The organism is Microbacterium sp. LTA6 (assembly GCF_045690355.1).
Classification (GTDB): domain Bacteria; phylum Actinomycetota; class Actinomycetes; order Actinomycetales; family Microbacteriaceae; genus Microbacterium.
This window is the reverse complement of sequence record NZ_CP147855.1, coordinates 621,494-638,950: the sequence shown is the minus strand read 5'-3', so window position 1 is coordinate 638,950 and position 17,457 is coordinate 621,494. Positions and strand designations below refer to the sequence as shown.

Here is a 17,457-nt window from a genome sequence, read left to right as displayed (position 1 = left end):
CATGACTATCGAAGCGGTCCAGAGGACCTCTCCGCTGCGCGGACTGGGTTCGCTCGGCAAGTACACGCTGCTCATCGTCGCCGCGTTCCTCACCCTGGCTCCGGTCGTGTGGACGCTCATCACGGCGATGTCGCCGCAGAACATCGACACCGGCGCCATCGAGTTCGGCGGCGGCGCGTTCGCCGACGTCTTCGCGCGCATCCCGGTCTGGTTGTACACCTGGAACAGCGCCCTGGTGACGCTGCTGATCGTGGTCGGGCAGATGCTCAGCGCGGCGATGGCCGGCTACGTCTTCGCGCGGTTCGAGTTCCGCAGTAAGAAGATCCTGTTCATGCTGATCCTCGCCACGATGATGGTGCCGATGCAGGTCACGATCGTGCCGGTGTTCATGCTCGTCAGGGGCATGGGGCTCGCCGACACCCTGCTCGCGCTGATCGTTCCGGCACTGCCGACGGCGTTCGGCACGTTCCTGATGCGACAGTACTTCCTGAGCCTGCCGCCCGAGCTCGCCGAGGCGGCCGAGATCGATGGTGCCGGACCCTGGCGCGTGTTCTTCGGCGTCTACCTGCCGCTCGCCGCACCGGGGCTGGCCATCGTCGGCATCCTCGCGTTCAACTACCACTGGAATGAGTTCTTCAGGCCGTTGATCATGACGATCAGCGAGCAGAACTTCACCCTGCCGCTCGGCCTCGTGACACTGCAGGGCAACCTCGGCACCGGAAGCGTGGCCACAGTGCTCGCCGGTGTGATCATCTCGATGATCCCGGCGCTGCTCGTGTTCATCTTCGGGCAGAAGCCGCTGCGCGAAGGCCTCACCGCGGGTGCCGGCAAGTAGCCCGCGGCCCTGACTCGCCTCCGACCCTCGACCCGACCCGATCATCTGAAGGATGCCGTAGTGACCGACGCCCATACGCCCCGACCCCTCTTGCATTTCACCCCGGAGCGGAACTGGATGAACGACCCGAACGGGCTGGTGTTCTACCGGGGCAAGTACCACCTCTACTACCAGTGCAACCCCGATGGCACGATGCATGATCACATCAGCTGGGGGCACGCATCCAGCACCGACCTGGTCAGCTGGGAACACCATCCTGTGGCCATTCGCGACGATGAGGCCGGGGAGATCTTCTCCGGATCCGTCGTCATCGATCACGGCAACACGTCGGGTCTCGGCTCGGCCGACACGCCGGCGCTGGTCGCGTTGTACACCCAGGCATCGAGGAACCCGAGTCGGCAGGCGCAGGCGCTCGCCTACAGCATCGACGACGGACTCACCTGGACGAAGTACGCGGGCAACCCGGTGCTCGATCGCGGCACCGGGGAGTTCCGCGACCCGAAGGTGTTCCGCTACGACGGGCCGGCCGGCAGCTATTGGGTGATGGTCACCGTCGAGGCGGTCGACCGGCAGGTGCTGCTGTATCGCTCCGATGACCTCACACGCTGGACGTTCCTGTCGAGCTTCGGCCCGGATCGGGCCGTCGACGGCGTTTGGGAATGCCCGGACCTGTTCCCGCTCGCGGTCGACGGCGACCCGTCAGAGATGCGCTGGGTGCTGATCATCAGCCTCAGCCCCGGCGGCGTCGCGGGCGGATCGGGCACCCAGTACGTCATCGGGAGTTTCGACGGCGTGACCTTCACGGCGGATGCCGAGGCGACGGATGAGCCGGCGGACTGGCTGGACTTCGGCCGCGACTGCTACGCCGGGGTCACTTTCGACGGTCTGGATCGCGAGGAACGGACGCTGATCGCGTGGATGTCGAATTGGGACTACGCGCGGGAACTGCCCGCCGGTGATGGACTGCTTCGGCACGCGATGATGACGCTCCCGCGCCGGCTGTCGCTCGTCAGTCGAGCGGGACGGATCCGGCTGCGGCAGCAGCCCGTGTCCGCTCCCCTCGAGAGGGAGAGCGCGGTCGAGGCGGTATCCGTCGACGAGCGGGTCACGCTGATGGAGCGGCTGCCGGAAGCCGGGCGGATGACCGTGCGCGTGGATACCCGAGATGCGGCGGGGTTCGCCCTCCATCTGCGATGCGACCCTTCCGGCGATGGCGGTGTCGTCCTCGCCTACGATCGCGGCGACCGGCGGGTCACTCTCGATCGACGCCCCGGCGCCGATGGACTGCCCGAGAGCTTTCCGAGCGTCGAGGTGATGCCTGTCCCGGGCGGACGCCTGGTGGAGCTCGTCATCTGGCTGGACCGCGCGTCGATCGAGATCTTCGCCGACGGAGGCACCCGCGTGCTCACCGATCTGATCGCCCCGCAGGCGGGAACGGTTCTCGCCATCGAGGGACGCGGGGGAGCCGTGCACGTCGAGCGGATCGCCGTCGCCGGGGTCATCGCGTCGGGGTGAGAAGCGGCGTGGCCGCGCTGCGGGCTGGCGGTCGCGGGCGGCGAGCGGTCAGAAACGCTCCTTCAACGCGCGTTTGCGATGCGTTTCTGACCTCTCACCGAGGCGACGGTGCGTTTCCGGTGCGTTTTCGACCTCGCACGCGCGCAATCTCGCCCCCGACGCGACTCCGACCGGGCCCGCACCCAGCGGCAGGTGGGAAACTTGAAGGATGAGCACTTCCCCTGTTGTCGACCTGGCTGCCCCGCTGAGCGAGGCGGAGGTGCGTCGCATCCGCGAGGACTTCCCGATCCTGCAGACGCAGGTGAACGGGCATCCGCTCGCCTACCTCGATTCTGGGGCCACGTCGCAGCGTCCTTTCGCCGTGCTGGATGCCGAGCGCGAGTTCGCGTCCACGATGAACTCGGCTGTGCACCGCGGCGCCCACACGCTCGCCGCCGAGGCGACGGAGCTGTTCGAAGATGCCCGCAGCACCCTCGCCCGTTTCGTCGGCGCCGATGATGACGAGATCGTCTGGACATCCAACGCCACCGAGGCGATCAACCTCGTCGCCTACTCGCTCTCCAACGCCTCCATCGGACGCGGCGGTGCCGAGGCAGACCGGCTCCGGCTGCGCGAGGGCGACGAGATCGTCACCACCGAGATGGAGCACCACGCGAACCTGATTCCGTGGCAGGAGCTCGCCGCCCGCACCGGCGCGACGCTGCGGGTCATCCCGGTCGACGACGACGGTGCGCTGCGGCTCGACGACGCGGCTACCATCATCAACGAGCGCACCAGGATCGTCGCCGTCACGCACGTCTCCAACGTGCTCGGCGTGATCAACCCGGTCCCGCAGATCGTCGCCCGTGCGCGCGAGGTCGGCGCGCTCGTGCTCCTCGACGCCTGCCAATCGGCCCCGCACCTCCCGCTCGACGTGAAAGAGCTCGACGTCGACTTCGCTGTGCTCTCCGGCCACAAGATGCTCGGACCCACCGGGATCGGCGCCCTGTACGGGCGGCGCGAACTCCTCGAGGCGATGCCGCCCTTCCTCACCGGGGGCTCGATGATCACCACGGTCACGACGACGACCGCCGAGTACCTGCCGCCGCCGCAGCGCTTCGAAGCGGGCACGCAGCGGGTTTCGCAGGCCATCGCGCTCACCGCGGCCGTCGACTATCTGACGGCGGTCGGGATGCCGCGGATCGCTGCGCACGAGGCGGCGTTCGGCAGGCAGCTCGTCGACGGGCTGAGCGCGATCGACGGTGTCCGCGTGCTCGGCGCGGGCATCGACCTGCCGCGGGTGGGACTCGCGAGCTTCGACGTCGCCGGCATCCACTCCCACGACGTCGGTCAGTTCCTCGATGATCGCGGCATCGCCGTGCGCGTCGGGCATCACTGCGCCCAGCCGCTGCATCGGCGGCTCGGCGTCACCTCGTCCACGAGGGCGAGCACCTACCTCTACACGACTGAGGCCGAGGTGGATGCCGTCATCGAGGGCGTCGCCGCGGCGATCGACTTCTTCCGGAGGGGCGCATGAGCGACCTGCAGAACCTGTACCAGGAGCTCATCCTCGACCATTCTCGGACCCCGCACGGTTTCGGGCTGCGTGATGAGGTCGCGGCGCAGTCGCATCAGGTGAATCCCACCTGTGGCGACGAGGTCACCCTTCAGTTGCACCGCGCCGCCGACGGCACGATCGAAGCGGTCGCGTGGGAAGGCCACGGATGCGCGATCTCGCAGGCATCCGCTTCGCTGTTCGCCGAACTCGTCGAAGGGCTCACCGTCGACGAGGTGGAGGTCCGGATCGCCGCGTTCCGCGAGGCGATGCGCTCACGCGGGAAGATCGAACCCGACGAGGAGCTGCTCGGCGATGCGGCGGCCCTCGGCGGGGTATCGAAATACGTCGCGCGCGTCAAGTGCGCGATGCTGGCCTGGGTCGCTGCAGAGGACGCACTGCACAAGCTGGCTTGACGGGTCGCGGCGGCAACAGAGGATGATGGACGAATGCCTCTGAAGCTGCTTCCTCTGAATGCCGACCGCTACGACGAGTGGCGGGAAGTCACCAGGACGCGGCTCATCCGGCTGCGGCAGGACTCGGGTTTGCGCCTGGGACAGGATGCCGTCGACCAGGCCGACGCCTACTTCACCGACCTGATTCCCGACGGTACGGACACGCCCACGTCGCGCATTCTGCGCATCGTCGATGATGCAGACGGCGAGATCGGCACGGTGTGGCTCGGCCTGAACAGCACCACGATGTTCATCGTCGATCTCGCGTTCAGCACCGAACCCAGCGATGCGCAGTGCGACGCCGTGTTCGCCGCGGTGCTGGACACGGGCCGTGAGCATGACGTCCGCAGGGTCAGCATGGGGCTGTTCCCCCAGGATGCTGCGGGGCATCGGTTCGCCGACGGCCGTGGCTTCCAGGTCTCGTCCATCCAGATGCTGCTCGAGCCGCTACCGGGTCGGCAGATCGCGGCCCACGTGGAGGTGGCGCCGATGACCCCGGAGCGCTACCCCCGCTACGAGATCGAATCCGAGGCGGCCTTCGCGCAGGACCTCGTCGATGCGGGCAGATACACGATGGAGGAGGCGGTGGAGGAGTCCCACCGGCAGTTCCTGCAGGAGCTGCCGCAGGGATTGGAGACACCGGGTCAGGAGTTGTTCACCGCGACGGTCGACGGCGTCGAGGTGGGCATCCTCTGGATCGGCATGCGCCGACGGGGTGGTCATCCGCATGCCTTCATCCTCGATATCGAGGTGGCCGCCGATCAGCGGCGGAAGGGGTACGGCCGCGAGCTCATGCACGCCGCCGAACGAGAAGCCGAGCGTCTCGGTGCCGGCTCCATCGGACTGCACGTGTTCGGGTTCAACGTCGGTGCTGTCTCGCTCTACGAACAGCTCGGCTACCGTCGGCTGGAAGAACATCTCCTTCTGGAGCTGTGAATCGGCCTTCGTGACTTCCGGCGTCACCGACGGGAATACCGCAGTGCGGAGGGCGTTGGCCCGGACATGACAACTCTCGGAATCATCGGTGCAGGACACATCGGAGCCCAGGTCGCACGCGCGGCCGTCTCCTCCGGCTACGACGTCGTGATCGCGAACTCCCGCGGTCCGGAAACCCTCGGCGACCTCGTCGCGGAACTCGGCCCGAAGGCGCGAGCCGCCACGGCCGCAGAGGCGGGAACGGCGGGAGATGTCGTCGTTGTGACCGTGCCGCTGCACGCGATCGACCAGGTCCCGGTCGAGCCGCTCGCCGGAAAGATCGTGCTCGACACGAACAACTACTACTTCGAGCGCGACGGCCGCATCGAGGCTCTCGACAAGGGGGAGACCACCACCTCGGAGCTCCTCCAGCAGCACCTGCCGACCTCCAAGGTGGCGAAGGCGTTCAACCACATCTTGGCCTCGGAGATCGCGACGGCCGGCGCCCCGGCCGGGTCGCCGAACCGGCGCGCGCTCGCGACCTCGAGCGACCATGACGACGCGGCCGAGTTCGTCGAGCGGTTCTACGACGAGATCGGCTTCGACACCGTGAACGTCGGCCCGCTGAGCGAATCGTGGCGCGTGGAGCGCGATCGTCCCGCGTACGTGGTCAGGCAGAACGCCGAGGAGCTGACCGCGAACCTGGCTCTCGCGAACCGTCTGCCCTGACGATCGTTCCAGCCGCATGAAGGGGACGGGGTGCTGTGGCATCCCGTCCCTTTCGACGCTCACGCGCGGGGAGACACACGCGAACGCGAAACTCCGAACAGTGCGAGAATTCAGACATGACAGGGCTGGGGGCAGTCGGGGAACTGGAATCTGCGCGGGTGACGCGGATTCTGCGCGACGACATCGTGCTGGGCCGGCGTCTGCCCGGAACCAAGCTCATCGAGCGGGATATCGCGGCCGAACTCCACGTGTCACGTCTGCCGGTGCGAGAGGCGATTCGCGCTCTGGTCGGCGAGGGAGTCGTCGTGGCGCGACCGCGCAGTTGGGCGGTGGTGCGCGAGTTCACCGTGCGCGACCTGTACGACCTCAGCGAAGTTCGAGAGTCTGTCGAGACGTTGATCTTCGTCTTCGCCGCCGAGCGGCACGATGACGCCGGAATCGAACGGTTGCGCGCCGCACTCGAACGCGAAGAGAGCGCCGCACACGCGGGCGATACGGAAGCAGCGCGAATCGCTGCCGGACGGTTCCACGAGATCGTGTCCGAGCTGGCAGGCAACGAGATGCTCGATGAACTCATCCGCGTGTTCATCACGCGCCTGCAGTGGCTCTTCGGGCAGCACGACGATCTGGTCGCGATGGCTGCCGAGCACCGCATCATCTTCGATGCGCTGATTGCGCGCGACGTGGATGCCCTGCGCGTCCTCGTGCCGCGGCACCTCGCCGCCGGGCGGGCGACCGCCGAACGGGTTCTCCTGGCGCGCGCCGCTTCGTCGGACTGAACGCGACCGCGAACGGGTTCAGGAGGCGGGGGTCGTCGTGTCGATCGCCGCACGGAGCGGTCGCCGCATCGCCGCCCAGTATCCGGTCGGGCTGGCGCGCACGAGCAGATCGATGAGTCGCGCCTCACGACCGATCATCGTTCGCGCGCGGCGCCGCTGCGTGGCGCGCACGATACGGGCCGCGGCATCCGCGGGGTCGGTGTGATACATCTGCGCCTGCGCTGCGGCGGCCCGGGCCGCGACGGCCGGATCGATCGCCGCCGCATAGCGGCCGTGCAGGATGATCCCCGTTCGCACTCCGGCGGGGTAGACGGCCCCGACCGTGACCGTGGTGTCCTCGAGCTCATGGCGCAGCGACTCCGAGAAGCCGCGGACGGCGAACTTGCTCAGCGCATAGGGGATGCGACCGGCGGGGGCGGCGAGGGCGTAGACGCTGGCGAGATGCGTGATGTGAGCCGCCGGCGCCGCGCGCAGCACGGGGAGGAGCGCCTTCGTGATCGAGACCGTCCCCCACAGGTTCACATCGACCAGCCAGCGCATCTCCTCCATCGTGAGCTGGTCGAGAGAACCGAGCATCGACGACCCTGCGCACGTGATCAGGGCGTTCACCTGCCCGTGCGCAGCGGCGATCTCGGCGGTCGCCGCGAAGACCGCGTCGTCATCGCGCAGGTCGACGACATGCGTCGTCACGGTCGTATTCGCCAGGTCCTCGGCCACGGCGGCCAGCGCGTCGGCATCGTGGTCGAGCAGCGCGAGGTGGGCGCCCTGGGCGGCGAGCAGGCGGGCGACAGCGGCGCCCATGCCGTTCGCGGCTCCGGTGATGACCGTTGTGCTGCCGGTGAACGTGAGCGGCTGCATCCATCCTCCTCTGGGGGCGATCTCGAGGATGCGTCTCGCGCGGCGGTGTAGGCGGCGAGACCCCGATCGGATCCATTCTGGCCGACGTTCTGCGCAAGTGATACCGGTACGCTCGAGGAGAGGAGGTTGCGGTGGGACGAACATCGGATGCCATCGCTGAGGGTGTCGCGATCGCGACCTCAGCTGCGCGCCTCGTCGTGAAGAACCACATCCTCGTCGACACGATCGCCCAGGGCGGCGCCTTCGACACCGGCAAATACATCGCCGACGCCCGTGAAGCGCTGCGCGCGATGGCGGAGGAAGCGGAGCAGGCCGAGAAGACGCTCGCGGAACTGCGCAAGCGCGCCCGCGGTCGTCACTCCGACCCTTCGGGCACGCACGACTACCGTGACCGCGACGTGCGCAACCTCAAGCGTCGGGCGAAGCAGTCCCACGGGGTCGCCACCAGACTGCGCGAGACGATGGAAGATCCGGAGGCGCTCAGCGTCATCGTGGAGGAAGCGCGGGAGGGGGCCTGGGCCGACGTGCGGCACAACCTCGATCGGCGCCTGCGCGTCGAGGGGATGCGCCCCGATCAGGATCCCGACTACGACACCATGCGCGAGGCGCGGATGCAGGCGCTCCGGCTCGTCGATCTGCAGGCGCTGTCCTCGCAGCAGCGTGCCCGCCGCAAGGTGAAGAAGAAGCAGAAGGCGGCCGCAGAGCACGACTGAGCCCTCGTTTCGCAATCGCGACGCGACTGTTGTAGGCTTATCGTCGGCCCGCTGAGCGGGCAGGAGCGCCCGTAGCTCAATGGATAGAGCATCTGACTACGGATCAGAAGGTTAGGGGTTCGAGTCCCTTCGGGCGCACAGCATCAGAAATTCCCCGCCACGGAAGTGGCGGGGAATTCTGCTTTCCGGACTACCCGAGCAGGCTCGTGATCGCCGGGTCGCGTTGTGCGACCTCGGCGGCCGTCGAGACGATGACCCGCCGCATGGCGGCACCGGCGGCGGTCGGCGTCACGTCGGTGCGATGGGCGAGGATGATCGTCCGCGTCATCAGTGGATGCGCCAGCCGCACCGAACGCAGTTCCGGTCGATCGAGCAGCACCATCGCCGGCACGACCGCGACTCCCAGGCCGCGCTCGACGAAGCGCAGCACCGCGTCCATTTCGGCCCCCTCCAGCACCGGCGTCGGTGCGAGGCCGACGGCGCGGAACGCGGCATCGGTCGTCGCCCGCAGGTCGTAGCTCTCGTCGAAGGCGATCAGCGGCAGCTCGGCGAGCTGCTCCAGCGCGATCGTCGCCTGCGCCGAGATCGGGGGGCGGGCGGCGGACGACACGACGACGAGCTCTTCGGACAGCAGCGGCATTCTCGTGAGACTGACGCCGGCGACGGGCGGGTCATCGGATGCGGTGATGAGCGCCATGTCGACCGCGCCGACGGCGAGTTGCTCGATGAGCAGTCGGGAGCCGGCCTCGGAGAGGTGCAGCTCGATGCCGGGATGCATCTCGTGGAAGGCCCCGACCGCCTCGGGCACGAGGCTGATGCAAAGGGTAGGAGTGGCGCCGAGACGCACTTTTCCTCGTCGGAGTCCGGCGAGGTCGCTCATCTCCTCTTTGATGGCATCGGCCTCGGCGAGCATCCGCTGCGCGCGGGGCATCAGCGCCTCGCCGGCGGGAGTGAGCGAGATATGTCCGCGTGCGCGGTGGAAGAGCGCGGCCCCGAGCTCCTGTTCGAGCGTCGAGATCTGCCGGCTCAGCGAAGGCTGGGCCAGATGGAGGTCCTCGGCGGCCCGGGTGAAGTGCCCGAGCTGGGCGACGCGGACGAACCCGCGGAGCTGCTCCAGATTCATGAGAATAGTCTACAGCTATCGAATCAAGCCGAACAATGCATTGGAGTTATCGCCGTCGGGTTCCTAGCGTGGAGGATATGAGCACACGCGAACGACAGATCTCCACTTCCGTCCTCGTCATCGGAACAGGGGGCTCCGGCCTGCGCGCGGCGATCGAAGTGGCCGAGCGGGGCGTCGACGTTCTGGCGGTCGGCAAGCGGCCGCGGCAGGATGCGCACACCGCACTCGCCGCAGGGGGCATCAACGCCGCACTCGGCACCATGGATGCCGAGGACAGCTGGCAGCAGCACGCCGCCGACACGATCAAGGAGAGCTACCTCCTCGCCAATCCGCACACGGTCGAGATCGTCGCGAAGGGCGCGGAGCGCGGCATCCGCGACCTCGAGCGCTACGGCATGGACTTCGCCCGCGAAGACGACGGACGCATCTCGCAGCGCTTCTTCGGCGCACACACCTTCCGGCGCACCGCGTTCGCCGGCGACTACACCGGCCTTGAGATCCAGCGTTCGCTGGTGCGCCGGGCCGAGCAGCTGCACGTGCCGATCCTCGACCACGTCTACATCACACGTCTGCTCGTCCGCGACAACGTCGTGTTCGGCGCGTACGGCTTCGATCAGAGCGACGGCACTCGCTACCTGATCCATGCGGATGCCGTCATCCTCGCCGCCGGCGGCCACAACCGCATCTGGCGGCGCACGTCTTCTCGTCGTGACGAGAACACCGGCGACTCCTTCCGGCTCGCAGTCGAGGCCGGGGCGCGGCTGCGCGACCCTGAGCTCGTGCAGTTCCATCCGTCCGGGATCATCGAGCCCGAGAACGCCGCGGGAACCCTGATCTCCGAGGCGGCGCGCGGTGAAGGCGGAATCCTGCGCAACGCACTCGGCGAGCGGTTCATGGAGAAGTACGATCCGGAGCGGATGGAGCTGTCGACCCGCGACCGCGTCGCTCTCGCCGCCTACACCGAGATCGCCGAGGGGCGCGGTACCGAGAACGGCGGCGTCTGGCTCGACGTGTCGCACCTCCCGCGCGAGACGATCATGTCGCGACTGCCGCGCGTCTACCAGACGATGCTCGAGCTGCAGATGCTCGACATCACCACGGACCCGATCGAGATCGCACCGACCGCCCACTACTCGATGGGCGGCGTCTGGGTGCGCCCGGAAGACCACCGGACCGACGTCGAGGGCCTGTATGCGATCGGGGAGGCCTCGAGCGGGCTGCACGGTGCGAATCGCCTCGGCGGCAACTCGCTCATCGAGTTGCTCGTCTACGGCCGTCTGGTGGGGCAGGCAGCGATGGCGCATGCTGCTGGATTGGATGCGCAGCGGCGATCTGCTGCCGCCGTGGCGGCTGCCCGTGCAGAGGTCGATGACCTGCTCGCTGCGGATGGGCGGGAGAACGTCCGTGCGCTGCAGCGCGCGATCCGCAACACCATGACGTCGCATGCAGGCGTGGTGCGATCCGAGGAGGGGCTGCTCGCGGGGCTCGCCGAGCTCGACGCGATCGAAGCGCGGATGGCCGACATCGGAATCCACCCGGACATCGCCGGGTTCCAAGATCTCGCGCATGCGTTCGATCTGAAGGCGTCGGCGCTCGCCGCCCGGGCCACGATGGAGGCGGCCCTCGAGCGGCGGGAGACCCGCGGATGCCACAACCGCAGCGACTATCCCGAGACCGATCAGGCGCTGCAGGTGAACCTCGTCTGGTCGCCGCGCACGGGTGTGACGCGCGAGTCGATCCCGCCGATCCCCGACGAGATCGCCGAGCTCATGCGCGACGTCGACACGGTGGGCAAGCTCGTCGAGTAGCCGTCTCTCGTCGTTCGGCTCTGCGTCAGCGGATCAGGCGGGTCTCCATGGCCACGATGCGATCTCCCTCCGAGGTGAACAGGAGGAGGGATTCCGGGACGCCGTCGGAGATCGCGACCACAGCGAAACCGGTGGCGAGTTCGACGATCTCGAAGTCGAAGCCCGCCGCGTAGCGGTGGTAGGCGGCGGCGCTCGAGGCGACGCTCTCCGCACCGCGGACGATACGGATGCCGTCAGCGCCCTGATCGACGCGGAACTCCACATCCGGGTGCAGCACCGCCAGCAGCCCGGCGAAGTCTCCGGTCCGCGCGGCCGCGAGGAACGCATCCACGACCGCCCGCCGTTGTTCGCGGGTCGCCGCCTGCTGAGGGTCGCCGGGGGCAGCCCCGCGCACGCGGTCCCGCGCCCGGCTGGCGAGCTTGCGGGCGGCGGGCGTCGTCCGGTCCACGATCGGCGCGACCTCGTCGAACGACAAGCCGAACACGTCATGCAGCACATAGGCGAGGCGCTCATCGGGTGTCAGCTGCTCGAGCACCAGCATGAGGGCGTAGCCGACCCGGTCGGCGCTCTCGGCACGCACGACCGGGTCGGACTCGTCGGGGCTCCGCTCCGCCTCCGGAAGCAGATCGAGCGGGTTCTCCTGCCGCCGTGAGCGGGAGCGCAGCTGGTCGAGGCAGATCCGGCTGACGACCCGCGTGAGCCAGGCTCGCAGATCGTCGACCTCGGGGGTGGCGCGGGCGACGCGGAGCCACGCCTCCTGCACGGCGTCCTCGGCGTCGGCGTGCGAGCCGAGCATCCGATAGGCGACGGCGGTCAGATATCGCCGGTGGGTCTCGAACGTCTCGCCGAGGTCGGTCGTCTGCATGTGCACCTCTCCGCTCGAAAGCTACCGGTCAGTGGGCGCCGGCCGGCTGCCGGATCGCCGCATTGATGCGATTCCACACATTGATCGCGCCGATCTCGAAGAGCAGCCCGGAGATCTGCCTGCGATCGAAATGGCTCGTCATCTCCTCCCAGAGCTCATCCGAGATCGGGTCGTGGTGATCGGCGAGGCGGGTGAGGACCTCGGTGAACTCGAGCACGGCGCGCTCCTTGGCGCTGAAATACGGCGCGTCCCGCCAAGCGGCGACGGCATGGACGCGCTCATGGGAAGCACCGTCCTCGAGCACCTGGCGGGCGTGGTCGACGACGCACCAGCTGCAACCGTTGATCTGGCTCGCCCGCAGCGCGACGAGATGCAGCAGTGACTCCGGGACGCCGGATGACTGCGCGGCGCGGTTGATGCTGCTGATCGCGTCGATTCCGCCTTCGAGCACGAAAGCCGGATGCGGCATCCGCGCCTTGTGGGTGACGATCGCATCTGCGTCGATGGGGGCTTCGATGATGGTCATGGGTTTCTCCTGTTCGTCGGTTGTGCGCCGTCCGGTGGACCGCTTCATAGAGAAGACGGATGGGGCGCGCAGAATGTGACGGATGCGTCGTCGCGCGATATTCCTGATCGTCGGGTCGGACCGATGCTGGCCGGCCTCGACCCCTCGCGGCGGCGGAGTGGGACCGACTATCTGACCGGTGGTGCTCGACTCCAAGGAAATCGAAAAAGTTTCTCTGATCTGCTTCTTTTCGGGGTCTGAATGTCGGTGGCCCCCTGTTGAATGGAGGTATGAACAACCCCATACCTCTCCTCGATCAGGTCGTCTCCGACCTCGATCAGGTGCTGAGTGGGGATGCTCTCGGGGCACTGTCGGATGCCGACCGGATGCATGTTCTTCGTATCGCCGGGGAGGCTTTCCGCCGCATCGAGGCGGTCGTCGTGGAGACGACGGCAGGGGCAGAACCGGGTTTCCCGGACGGCTTCGGATGCCGGAACATGAACGAACTGCTGCAGCGGGTGCTGCGCGTTGACGCACCGGGGGCTGCCCGGGTGGTGAAGGCCGCGGACATGGTGCACCGTGATGTGGAACTCACCTCAGGTGCACGATTGCCGTCCCGGTGGCCCGCACTGCGCGGCGCGATGCTCGGCGGGACGATCGGGATCGCCGGGCTGCTGGCGGCGACCGGTCCGATCGAACGGGCGGGGGTCCGGATCGGGGCGGCTGATCGGTTGCGGGCGGATGTCGAACTCGCCGGCCAGGCCCGCGGGTACGTCCTCGCCGGTGCCGCCGCCGATGCCGACTTCGGCGAGCGGGCAGATGCCGATACTGTGCCCGCTGATGTGGCGCCTCCGGCGACGCCGGAGGATCTGAAGCAGTTCGCGCAGCTGATCGCCCTGTATCTGGATCCGGATGGGTCCGCGCCGTCGGAGGCGGAGGCATCGCAGAACCGGTCCTTCACGGTCGGGAGGCTCCGCAACGGGACCTACCCGGTCTGGGGGAACATGCTGCCCGAGGTCTACGCGCAGATGCAGTTGATCTTCGACGCGCAACTGAACCCGAAGACAGCAGGCCCGGCCGACTTGGGTGTGATGTTCCGCCCCTCCGACGAGATCGACGGGGCTAGTGACGGTCTGGATCCGTTCAACTCGGACCCGAGGAACGTGATCGATCCGCGCACCCGCGCGCAGAAGCAGCACGACGCCCTCGCCGCGGCCTTGGGCATCGCGGCCCGCCACGACGAGATGCCCAGCCTGGGTGGGGCGGCGCCGACTCTCGTGGTGCACGTCGACGCTGCCACCTTCGCCACGGGCGACGGTGCGAAGTTCGCAGTCGGATCAGCCGCAGACGCGCTCCCTGTGCCGGACAGCGGCACCAACACCGACAGCGGCGTCAACAGCGACACCGGCGCCGGAGCGGGATTCGCGGCCGGTTGGGCGACGATCCCCGGCGTTGACGCCCCGGTCTCGGCATCCGTCGCCTCCCACACCGCCTGCACGGGTACGATCCAACGCGTCTTGTTCGACGAGGGCCGCATCGTCGGGATCAGCGTCACCGACCGGGTCTTCACCGTCCACCAACGTCGGGCGATCGTGCTCCGCGACAAAGAATGCCTCATCCCGGGCTGCCACGTCCCGGCATCCTGGTGCGAGATCCACCACGTGACCGAACACGCCCGCGGCGGACCGACCCACACCGACAACGGGGTGCCGCTGTGCTGGCACCACCACCGCACCCTCGACAGATCCGGATGGGAGATCCGCATGATCGGCGGCATCCCACAGATCCGCGGACCCGGCTGGTGGGACCCCGCACAGCGATGGCGCACCCCACGCGCCACCCTCGACACACTCACCCGCACCCGCGTCTGACCGCGCGCTGCGGCACGCTCAGCGACCCGGGGTGCTCAGCGGGGTCACCCCGGGGTGATGTCGTCCGGATCGAATTGCGGTCGTCCGACCACGCCGATTCCCACCGCTTCGTGGTCAGGCTCGGGACGCTCCTTCTTCGCCGGAGCCTTCGGCTCTTCGCTGGGTTCCTTCTCGGTGCTCGGCTCCTGCAACTGCTCGGTGGTCGGCTCTTCGGTCGTGGAAGTGGCGTTCGTCGCCGGCTCCGTTGGTGCTTCGGTTGCCGACTCGTCCGTCGCCGGTTCCGTCGTCGACTCGCCTGCAGCTGGCGCTTCGGTTACCGACTCGTCCGTCGCCGGTTCCGCCGTCGACTCGTCCGTCGTCGGCTCCGTCGCTGGCGATGTGTCGGTCGCGGACTCGGCGGTCGTGGCCTCGTCGACTGCTGGCGCATCCGACGGTTCGTCCGCAGTCGGAGTGGATGATGGCTCTGCCGCGGCCGGGGCGGTTGTCCGCTCCTCCGTCTGCGGTGCGGGTGCTGGCTCTGCGGCGGGGGCTGATGTCGGCCCCTCCGCCGGATCGCTCTGCTCCTGCGGGGCTGCACTGTTCGTCATGATCGCTCCTTGGTCTTGCGGCCTGGTGACGACAGCATGCGTCGAGGGCTCGCCCCGGCCAAGGGGGTTGACGGATGGCCGCGACGGCCGTCGCTCAGAAGTGCATCTGCTTCAGGGTGCCGTATTTGATCAGGATCTCCTCGAGCTCGGGATGCTCCTCGGGAGTCTCGATCCGGAGCGTGTGGGCGGCGCCGTCGGACAGGACGATATCCGGCCCATTCGAGAAGAGGAGAGAGCTCCACGGCGAAGACCACACGACTGCGCCGACGGCATCCCGCGCGGCGACGCCGTCGGCATCCGTCGTGATCGTCACGACCTTGTCCGACGCCTTGACCGGGAACGTCGCCGGGAACTCGCTGTTCTCCCACTCGGCGAAATACGCGGTGAGCCCCAGCTTTGCGTAGGGCCATCCTCCGCGCAGGCTCCGGCCGATCCGCGAGACACGCAGGTCGCGCTCGACCGGGTCGCCGTTCTCATCGGGAAGCGTCATCGGCAGCACTCCACCGATCGTGTACGTCAGGCGGAACAGCTCCTCCTGACGTTTGTCGTCCTGTGTCAGATCAGTGCTCGCGAGGTACGGCTGGTCGCCGATCCACTCGGTCCGCACGGTCCAGGTGCGCGCCTGCGCGTTCTTCTTCCGCCGTGAACTCAGAACGCCGAACACGACGATCCCGATCAGGATGACCGCGCCGATGCCGAGGAACAGAAGGATGCCGGTGTCGTCACTCACGCACACAGCGTAGCGGGCAGTCGGCGCTCTGCCGGGCGATGCCGCCCTGAGGGGCGTAGCCTTATGTAGTGACTGCGTACGTCTCGGCCTTCGACCTGTTCTCCATCGGAGTGGGGCCCTCGAGCTCCCATACGGTCGGACCGATGCGGGCCGCCCTCGACTTCACTCGACGGCTGAGCGCGACGGAGGTGCTCACCCGCGTCGCTCGCGTGGGATGCACACTGTTCGGCTCGCTCGGCGCGACCGGGATCGGACACGGAACCCCCGATGCCGTCGTGGCCGGTCTTCGCGGCCTCGCCCCGGAATCCTGCGACCCTGCTGACGTGCGGGCTGCGTGGACCGACCTGCGCCCTGGCGCGCTGCTCCGCCTCGACGGCGTCCATGACGTCCCCTTCACGAAAGACGACATCGTCTTCGCCCCCCGCACGCGGCTTCCCGGCCATCCGAACGCGATGACGATCACCGCCTGGGATGCCGAGAACGACGTGGTCGCCGAGGAGACCTATTACTCGATCGGCGGCGGCTTCATCCGCCGTGACGGCGAAGAGGCCAAGCTCGCTACCAGTGCGTTCCCGTACTCCTACGCGGATGCCGCCTCGCTGCTCGCCCTCTGCGACGAACACGGCCTCTCGATCGCCGAGGTCGCCAGGCTGAACGAGACCGCACTGCGCACAGAAGAAGAGGTCGCTGCCGGACTCGATGCGATCTGGGATGCGATGGCGTCGTGCGTCGACGCGGGTCTGCGCGCCGACGGGACTCTGCCGGGCATGCTCAGAGTGAAACGCCGCGCCGGCACGATCCGCGCGCAGCTCGAAGAGGCCGAGTCCGGCGGGCACCGCGAGCTTCCCGGTGAATGGCTGGGTGCGTTCGCGCTCGCCGTCAACGAGGAGAACGCCGCCGGCGGCCGGGTCGTCACTGCCCCTACGAACGGCGCGGCCGGCATCCTCCCCGCCGTGGCGATGTACTGGTGGCGCTTCCTGGCCGACTCGGGCCTCGGCGCGGGAAACGCGGTGACGCCCTACGGCGAACTCGTCGGCAGCGCATTGCTCGGCTTCGACGGGACGCGAGCGCTGGAGACGGCAGCGTCCAGCGCCGATGACGACCTCGTCGCCGAGGCGAACCGTCGCCGCGGCATCCGTCGCTTCCTGCTCACCGCAACTGCCCTCGGCTCCTTGTTCAAGGCGAATGCCTCGATCTCGGGAGCGGAGGGCGGATGCCAGGCCGAAGTGGGATCCGCATGCGCGATGGCCGCCGGTGGCCTGACCGCGGTGATGGGCGGCACGAACCGCCAGATCGAGAACGCCGCCGAGATCGCGATGGAGCATCACCTCGGGCTCACCTGCGACCCGATCGGCGGGCTCGTGCAGATCCCGTGCATCGAGCGGAACGCGATCGCCGCTTCGACCGCGGTGACGGCGGCGCGGCTCGCGCTGCGCGGGGACGGCTCGCACTACGTATCGCTGGATGCCGTCGTCGAGACGATGCGGCAGACCGGGCTGGACATGTCGACGAAGTACAAGGAGACCAGCGAGGGCGGCCTCGCGGTCAACGTCATCGAGTGCTGAGCGCGGTGTCCGTGGCCTGAGGCAGGATCGCACATGTGCGCGGAGCGGCATTCTGCGTACGAGGCGACAT

General features: G+C 68.3%; 17 protein-coding genes and 1 tRNA gene. 12 read left to right on the top strand and 6 right to left on the bottom strand.

Going from position 1 to position 17,457, the window contains the following annotated elements; all coding sequences use genetic code 11:
* The first annotated feature begins 1 nt into the window (after position 1).
* From LTA6_RS03005 to LTA6_RS02975, 7 genes are all read left to right on the top strand, one after another.
* Complete coding sequence (locus tag LTA6_RS03005; RefSeq protein ID WP_363550987.1) at positions 2–835, top strand: carbohydrate ABC transporter permease; 834 nt, start codon at positions 2–4, stop codon at positions 833–835.
* A 60-nt stretch (positions 836–895) separates the two neighbouring features.
* Positions 896–2,350 carry a glycoside hydrolase family 32 protein gene (locus LTA6_RS03000; protein ID WP_407358605.1) on the top strand — a complete coding sequence of 485 codons (1,455 nt, stop codon included), beginning with the start codon at positions 896–898 and terminating at the stop codon, positions 2,348–2,350.
* A gap of 208 nt (positions 2,351–2,558) precedes the next feature.
* Entirely contained in the window at positions 2,559–3,866 is a 1,308-nt protein-coding gene (locus tag LTA6_RS02995) for a cysteine desulfurase (RefSeq protein ID WP_407358604.1), read from the top strand.
* Positions 3,863–4,300 (top strand): Fe-S cluster assembly sulfur transfer protein SufU, encoded by a 438-nt coding sequence (sufU, locus tag LTA6_RS02990; RefSeq protein WP_341975968.1) that lies wholly within the window; start codon positions 3,863–3,865, stop codon positions 4,298–4,300. The genes LTA6_RS02995 and sufU overlap by 4 nt, the downstream gene beginning before the upstream one ends.
* A 33-nt stretch (positions 4,301–4,333) precedes the next feature.
* Positions 4,334–5,275: a GNAT family N-acetyltransferase gene (locus LTA6_RS02985; RefSeq protein WP_407358603.1), complete on the top strand. Its 942-nt coding sequence runs from the start codon at positions 4,334–4,336 to the stop codon at positions 5,273–5,275.
* A gap of 66 nt (positions 5,276–5,341) precedes the next feature.
* Positions 5,342–5,983 carry an NADPH-dependent F420 reductase gene (locus LTA6_RS02980; protein WP_407358602.1) on the top strand — a complete coding sequence of 214 codons (642 nt, stop codon included), beginning with the start codon at positions 5,342–5,344 and terminating at the stop codon, positions 5,981–5,983.
* A 116-nt stretch (positions 5,984–6,099) separates the two neighbouring features.
* On the top strand, positions 6,100–6,762 hold the full coding sequence (locus tag LTA6_RS02975; protein ID WP_407358601.1) for a GntR family transcriptional regulator: 663 nt from the start codon (positions 6,100–6,102) through the stop codon (positions 6,760–6,762).
* 18 nt (positions 6,763–6,780) lie between these two features.
* Here LTA6_RS02975 and LTA6_RS02970 read toward each other — a convergent pair whose 3' ends face one another.
* Positions 6,781–7,620 carry an SDR family NAD(P)-dependent oxidoreductase gene (locus LTA6_RS02970; protein ID WP_407358600.1) on the bottom strand — a complete coding sequence of 280 codons (840 nt, stop codon included), beginning with the start codon at positions 7,618–7,620 and terminating at the stop codon, positions 6,781–6,783.
* Between the two features lie 131 nt (positions 7,621–7,751).
* Here LTA6_RS02970 and LTA6_RS02965 point away from each other — a divergent pair, with 131 nt between their 5' ends.
* Both LTA6_RS02965 and LTA6_RS02960 read left to right on the top strand, forming a co-directional pair.
* Complete coding sequence (locus LTA6_RS02965) at positions 7,752–8,333, top strand: asparagine synthase (RefSeq protein WP_407358599.1); 582 nt, start codon at positions 7,752–7,754, stop codon at positions 8,331–8,333.
* Between the two features lie 65 nt (positions 8,334–8,398).
* Positions 8,399–8,471: transfer RNA gene (locus LTA6_RS02960), tRNA-Arg, on the top strand.
* 52 nt (positions 8,472–8,523) lie between these two features.
* On the opposite strand, the gene LTA6_RS02955 is transcribed toward LTA6_RS02960, so the two are convergent.
* On the bottom strand, positions 8,524–9,456 hold the full coding sequence (locus tag LTA6_RS02955) for a LysR family transcriptional regulator (RefSeq protein ID WP_341975963.1): 933 nt from the start codon (positions 9,454–9,456) through the stop codon (positions 8,524–8,526).
* A 77-nt stretch (positions 9,457–9,533) separates the two neighbouring features.
* On the opposite strand from LTA6_RS02955, the gene LTA6_RS02950 reads away from it, so the two are divergent.
* Positions 9,534–11,264, top strand: a complete 1,731-nt coding sequence (locus tag LTA6_RS02950; protein ID WP_407358598.1) for an L-aspartate oxidase — start codon at positions 9,534–9,536, stop codon at positions 11,262–11,264.
* 25 nt (positions 11,265–11,289) lie between these two features.
* Here LTA6_RS02950 and LTA6_RS02945 read toward each other — a convergent pair whose 3' ends face one another.
* Both LTA6_RS02945 and LTA6_RS02940 read right to left on the bottom strand, forming a co-directional pair.
* Positions 11,290–12,129: a sigma-70 family RNA polymerase sigma factor gene (locus tag LTA6_RS02945; protein WP_341975961.1), complete on the bottom strand. Its 840-nt coding sequence runs from the start codon at positions 12,127–12,129 to the stop codon at positions 11,290–11,292.
* 28 nt (positions 12,130–12,157) lie between these two features.
* On the bottom strand, positions 12,158–12,655 hold the full coding sequence (locus tag LTA6_RS02940) for a carboxymuconolactone decarboxylase family protein (RefSeq protein ID WP_363551000.1): 498 nt from the start codon (positions 12,653–12,655) through the stop codon (positions 12,158–12,160).
* Between the two features lie 269 nt (positions 12,656–12,924).
* Here LTA6_RS02940 and LTA6_RS02935 point away from each other — a divergent pair, with 269 nt between their 5' ends.
* Positions 12,925–14,505, top strand: a complete 1,581-nt coding sequence (locus LTA6_RS02935; protein ID WP_407358597.1) for a DUF222 domain-containing protein — start codon at positions 12,925–12,927, stop codon at positions 14,503–14,505.
* 44 nt (positions 14,506–14,549) lie between these two features.
* Here the strand turns inward: LTA6_RS02935 and LTA6_RS02930 are convergent, their stop codons facing one another.
* On the bottom strand, positions 14,550–15,092 hold the full coding sequence (locus LTA6_RS02930) for a hypothetical protein (RefSeq protein WP_407358596.1): 543 nt from the start codon (positions 15,090–15,092) through the stop codon (positions 14,550–14,552).
* Between the two features lie 94 nt (positions 15,093–15,186).
* On the bottom strand, positions 15,187–15,822 hold the full coding sequence (locus tag LTA6_RS02925) for a hypothetical protein (protein WP_407358595.1): 636 nt from the start codon (positions 15,820–15,822) through the stop codon (positions 15,187–15,189).
* 68 nt (positions 15,823–15,890) lie between these two features.
* Between LTA6_RS02925 and LTA6_RS02920 the strand changes: the two genes are divergently transcribed.
* Positions 15,891–17,387, top strand: a complete 1,497-nt coding sequence (locus tag LTA6_RS02920; RefSeq protein WP_407358594.1) for an L-serine ammonia-lyase, iron-sulfur-dependent, subunit alpha — start codon at positions 15,891–15,893, stop codon at positions 17,385–17,387.
* Positions 17,388–17,457 lie beyond the last annotated feature (70 nt).

Bases quoted from the DNA above. Each gene is read 5' to 3' on its own strand.
- LTA6_RS03005 (WP_363550987.1), top strand. From the start codon at position 2: ATGACTATCGAAGCGGTCCAGAGGACCTCTCCGCTGCGCGGACTGGGT.
- LTA6_RS02995 (WP_407358604.1), top strand. From the start codon at position 2,559: ATGAGCACTTCCCCTGTTGTCGACCTGGCTGCCCCGCTGAGCGAGGCG.
- sufU (WP_341975968.1), top strand. From the start codon at position 3,863: ATGAGCGACCTGCAGAACCTGTACCAGGAGCTCATCCTCGACCATTCT.
- LTA6_RS02985 (WP_407358603.1), top strand. From the start codon at position 4,334: ATGCCTCTGAAGCTGCTTCCTCTGAATGCCGACCGCTACGACGAGTGG.
- LTA6_RS02980 (WP_407358602.1), top strand. From the start codon at position 5,342: ATGACAACTCTCGGAATCATCGGTGCAGGACACATCGGAGCCCAGGTC.
- LTA6_RS02975 (WP_407358601.1), top strand. From the start codon at position 6,100: ATGACAGGGCTGGGGGCAGTCGGGGAACTGGAATCTGCGCGGGTGACG.
- LTA6_RS02970 (WP_407358600.1), bottom strand. From the start codon at position 7,620: ATGCAGCCGCTCACGTTCACCGGCAGCACAACGGTCATCACCGGAGCC.
- LTA6_RS02955 (WP_341975963.1), bottom strand. From the start codon at position 9,456: ATGAATCTGGAGCAGCTCCGCGGGTTCGTCCGCGTCGCCCAGCTCGGG.
- LTA6_RS02950 (WP_407358598.1), top strand. From the start codon at position 9,534: ATGAGCACACGCGAACGACAGATCTCCACTTCCGTCCTCGTCATCGGA.
- LTA6_RS02945 (WP_341975961.1), bottom strand. From the start codon at position 12,129: ATGCAGACGACCGACCTCGGCGAGACGTTCGAGACCCACCGGCGATAT.
- LTA6_RS02940 (WP_363551000.1), bottom strand. From the start codon at position 12,655: ATGACCATCATCGAAGCCCCCATCGACGCAGATGCGATCGTCACCCAC.
- LTA6_RS02935 (WP_407358597.1), top strand. From the start codon at position 12,925: ATGAACAACCCCATACCTCTCCTCGATCAGGTCGTCTCCGACCTCGAT.
- LTA6_RS02930 (WP_407358596.1), bottom strand. From the start codon at position 15,092: ATGACGAACAGTGCAGCCCCGCAGGAGCAGAGCGATCCGGCGGAGGGG.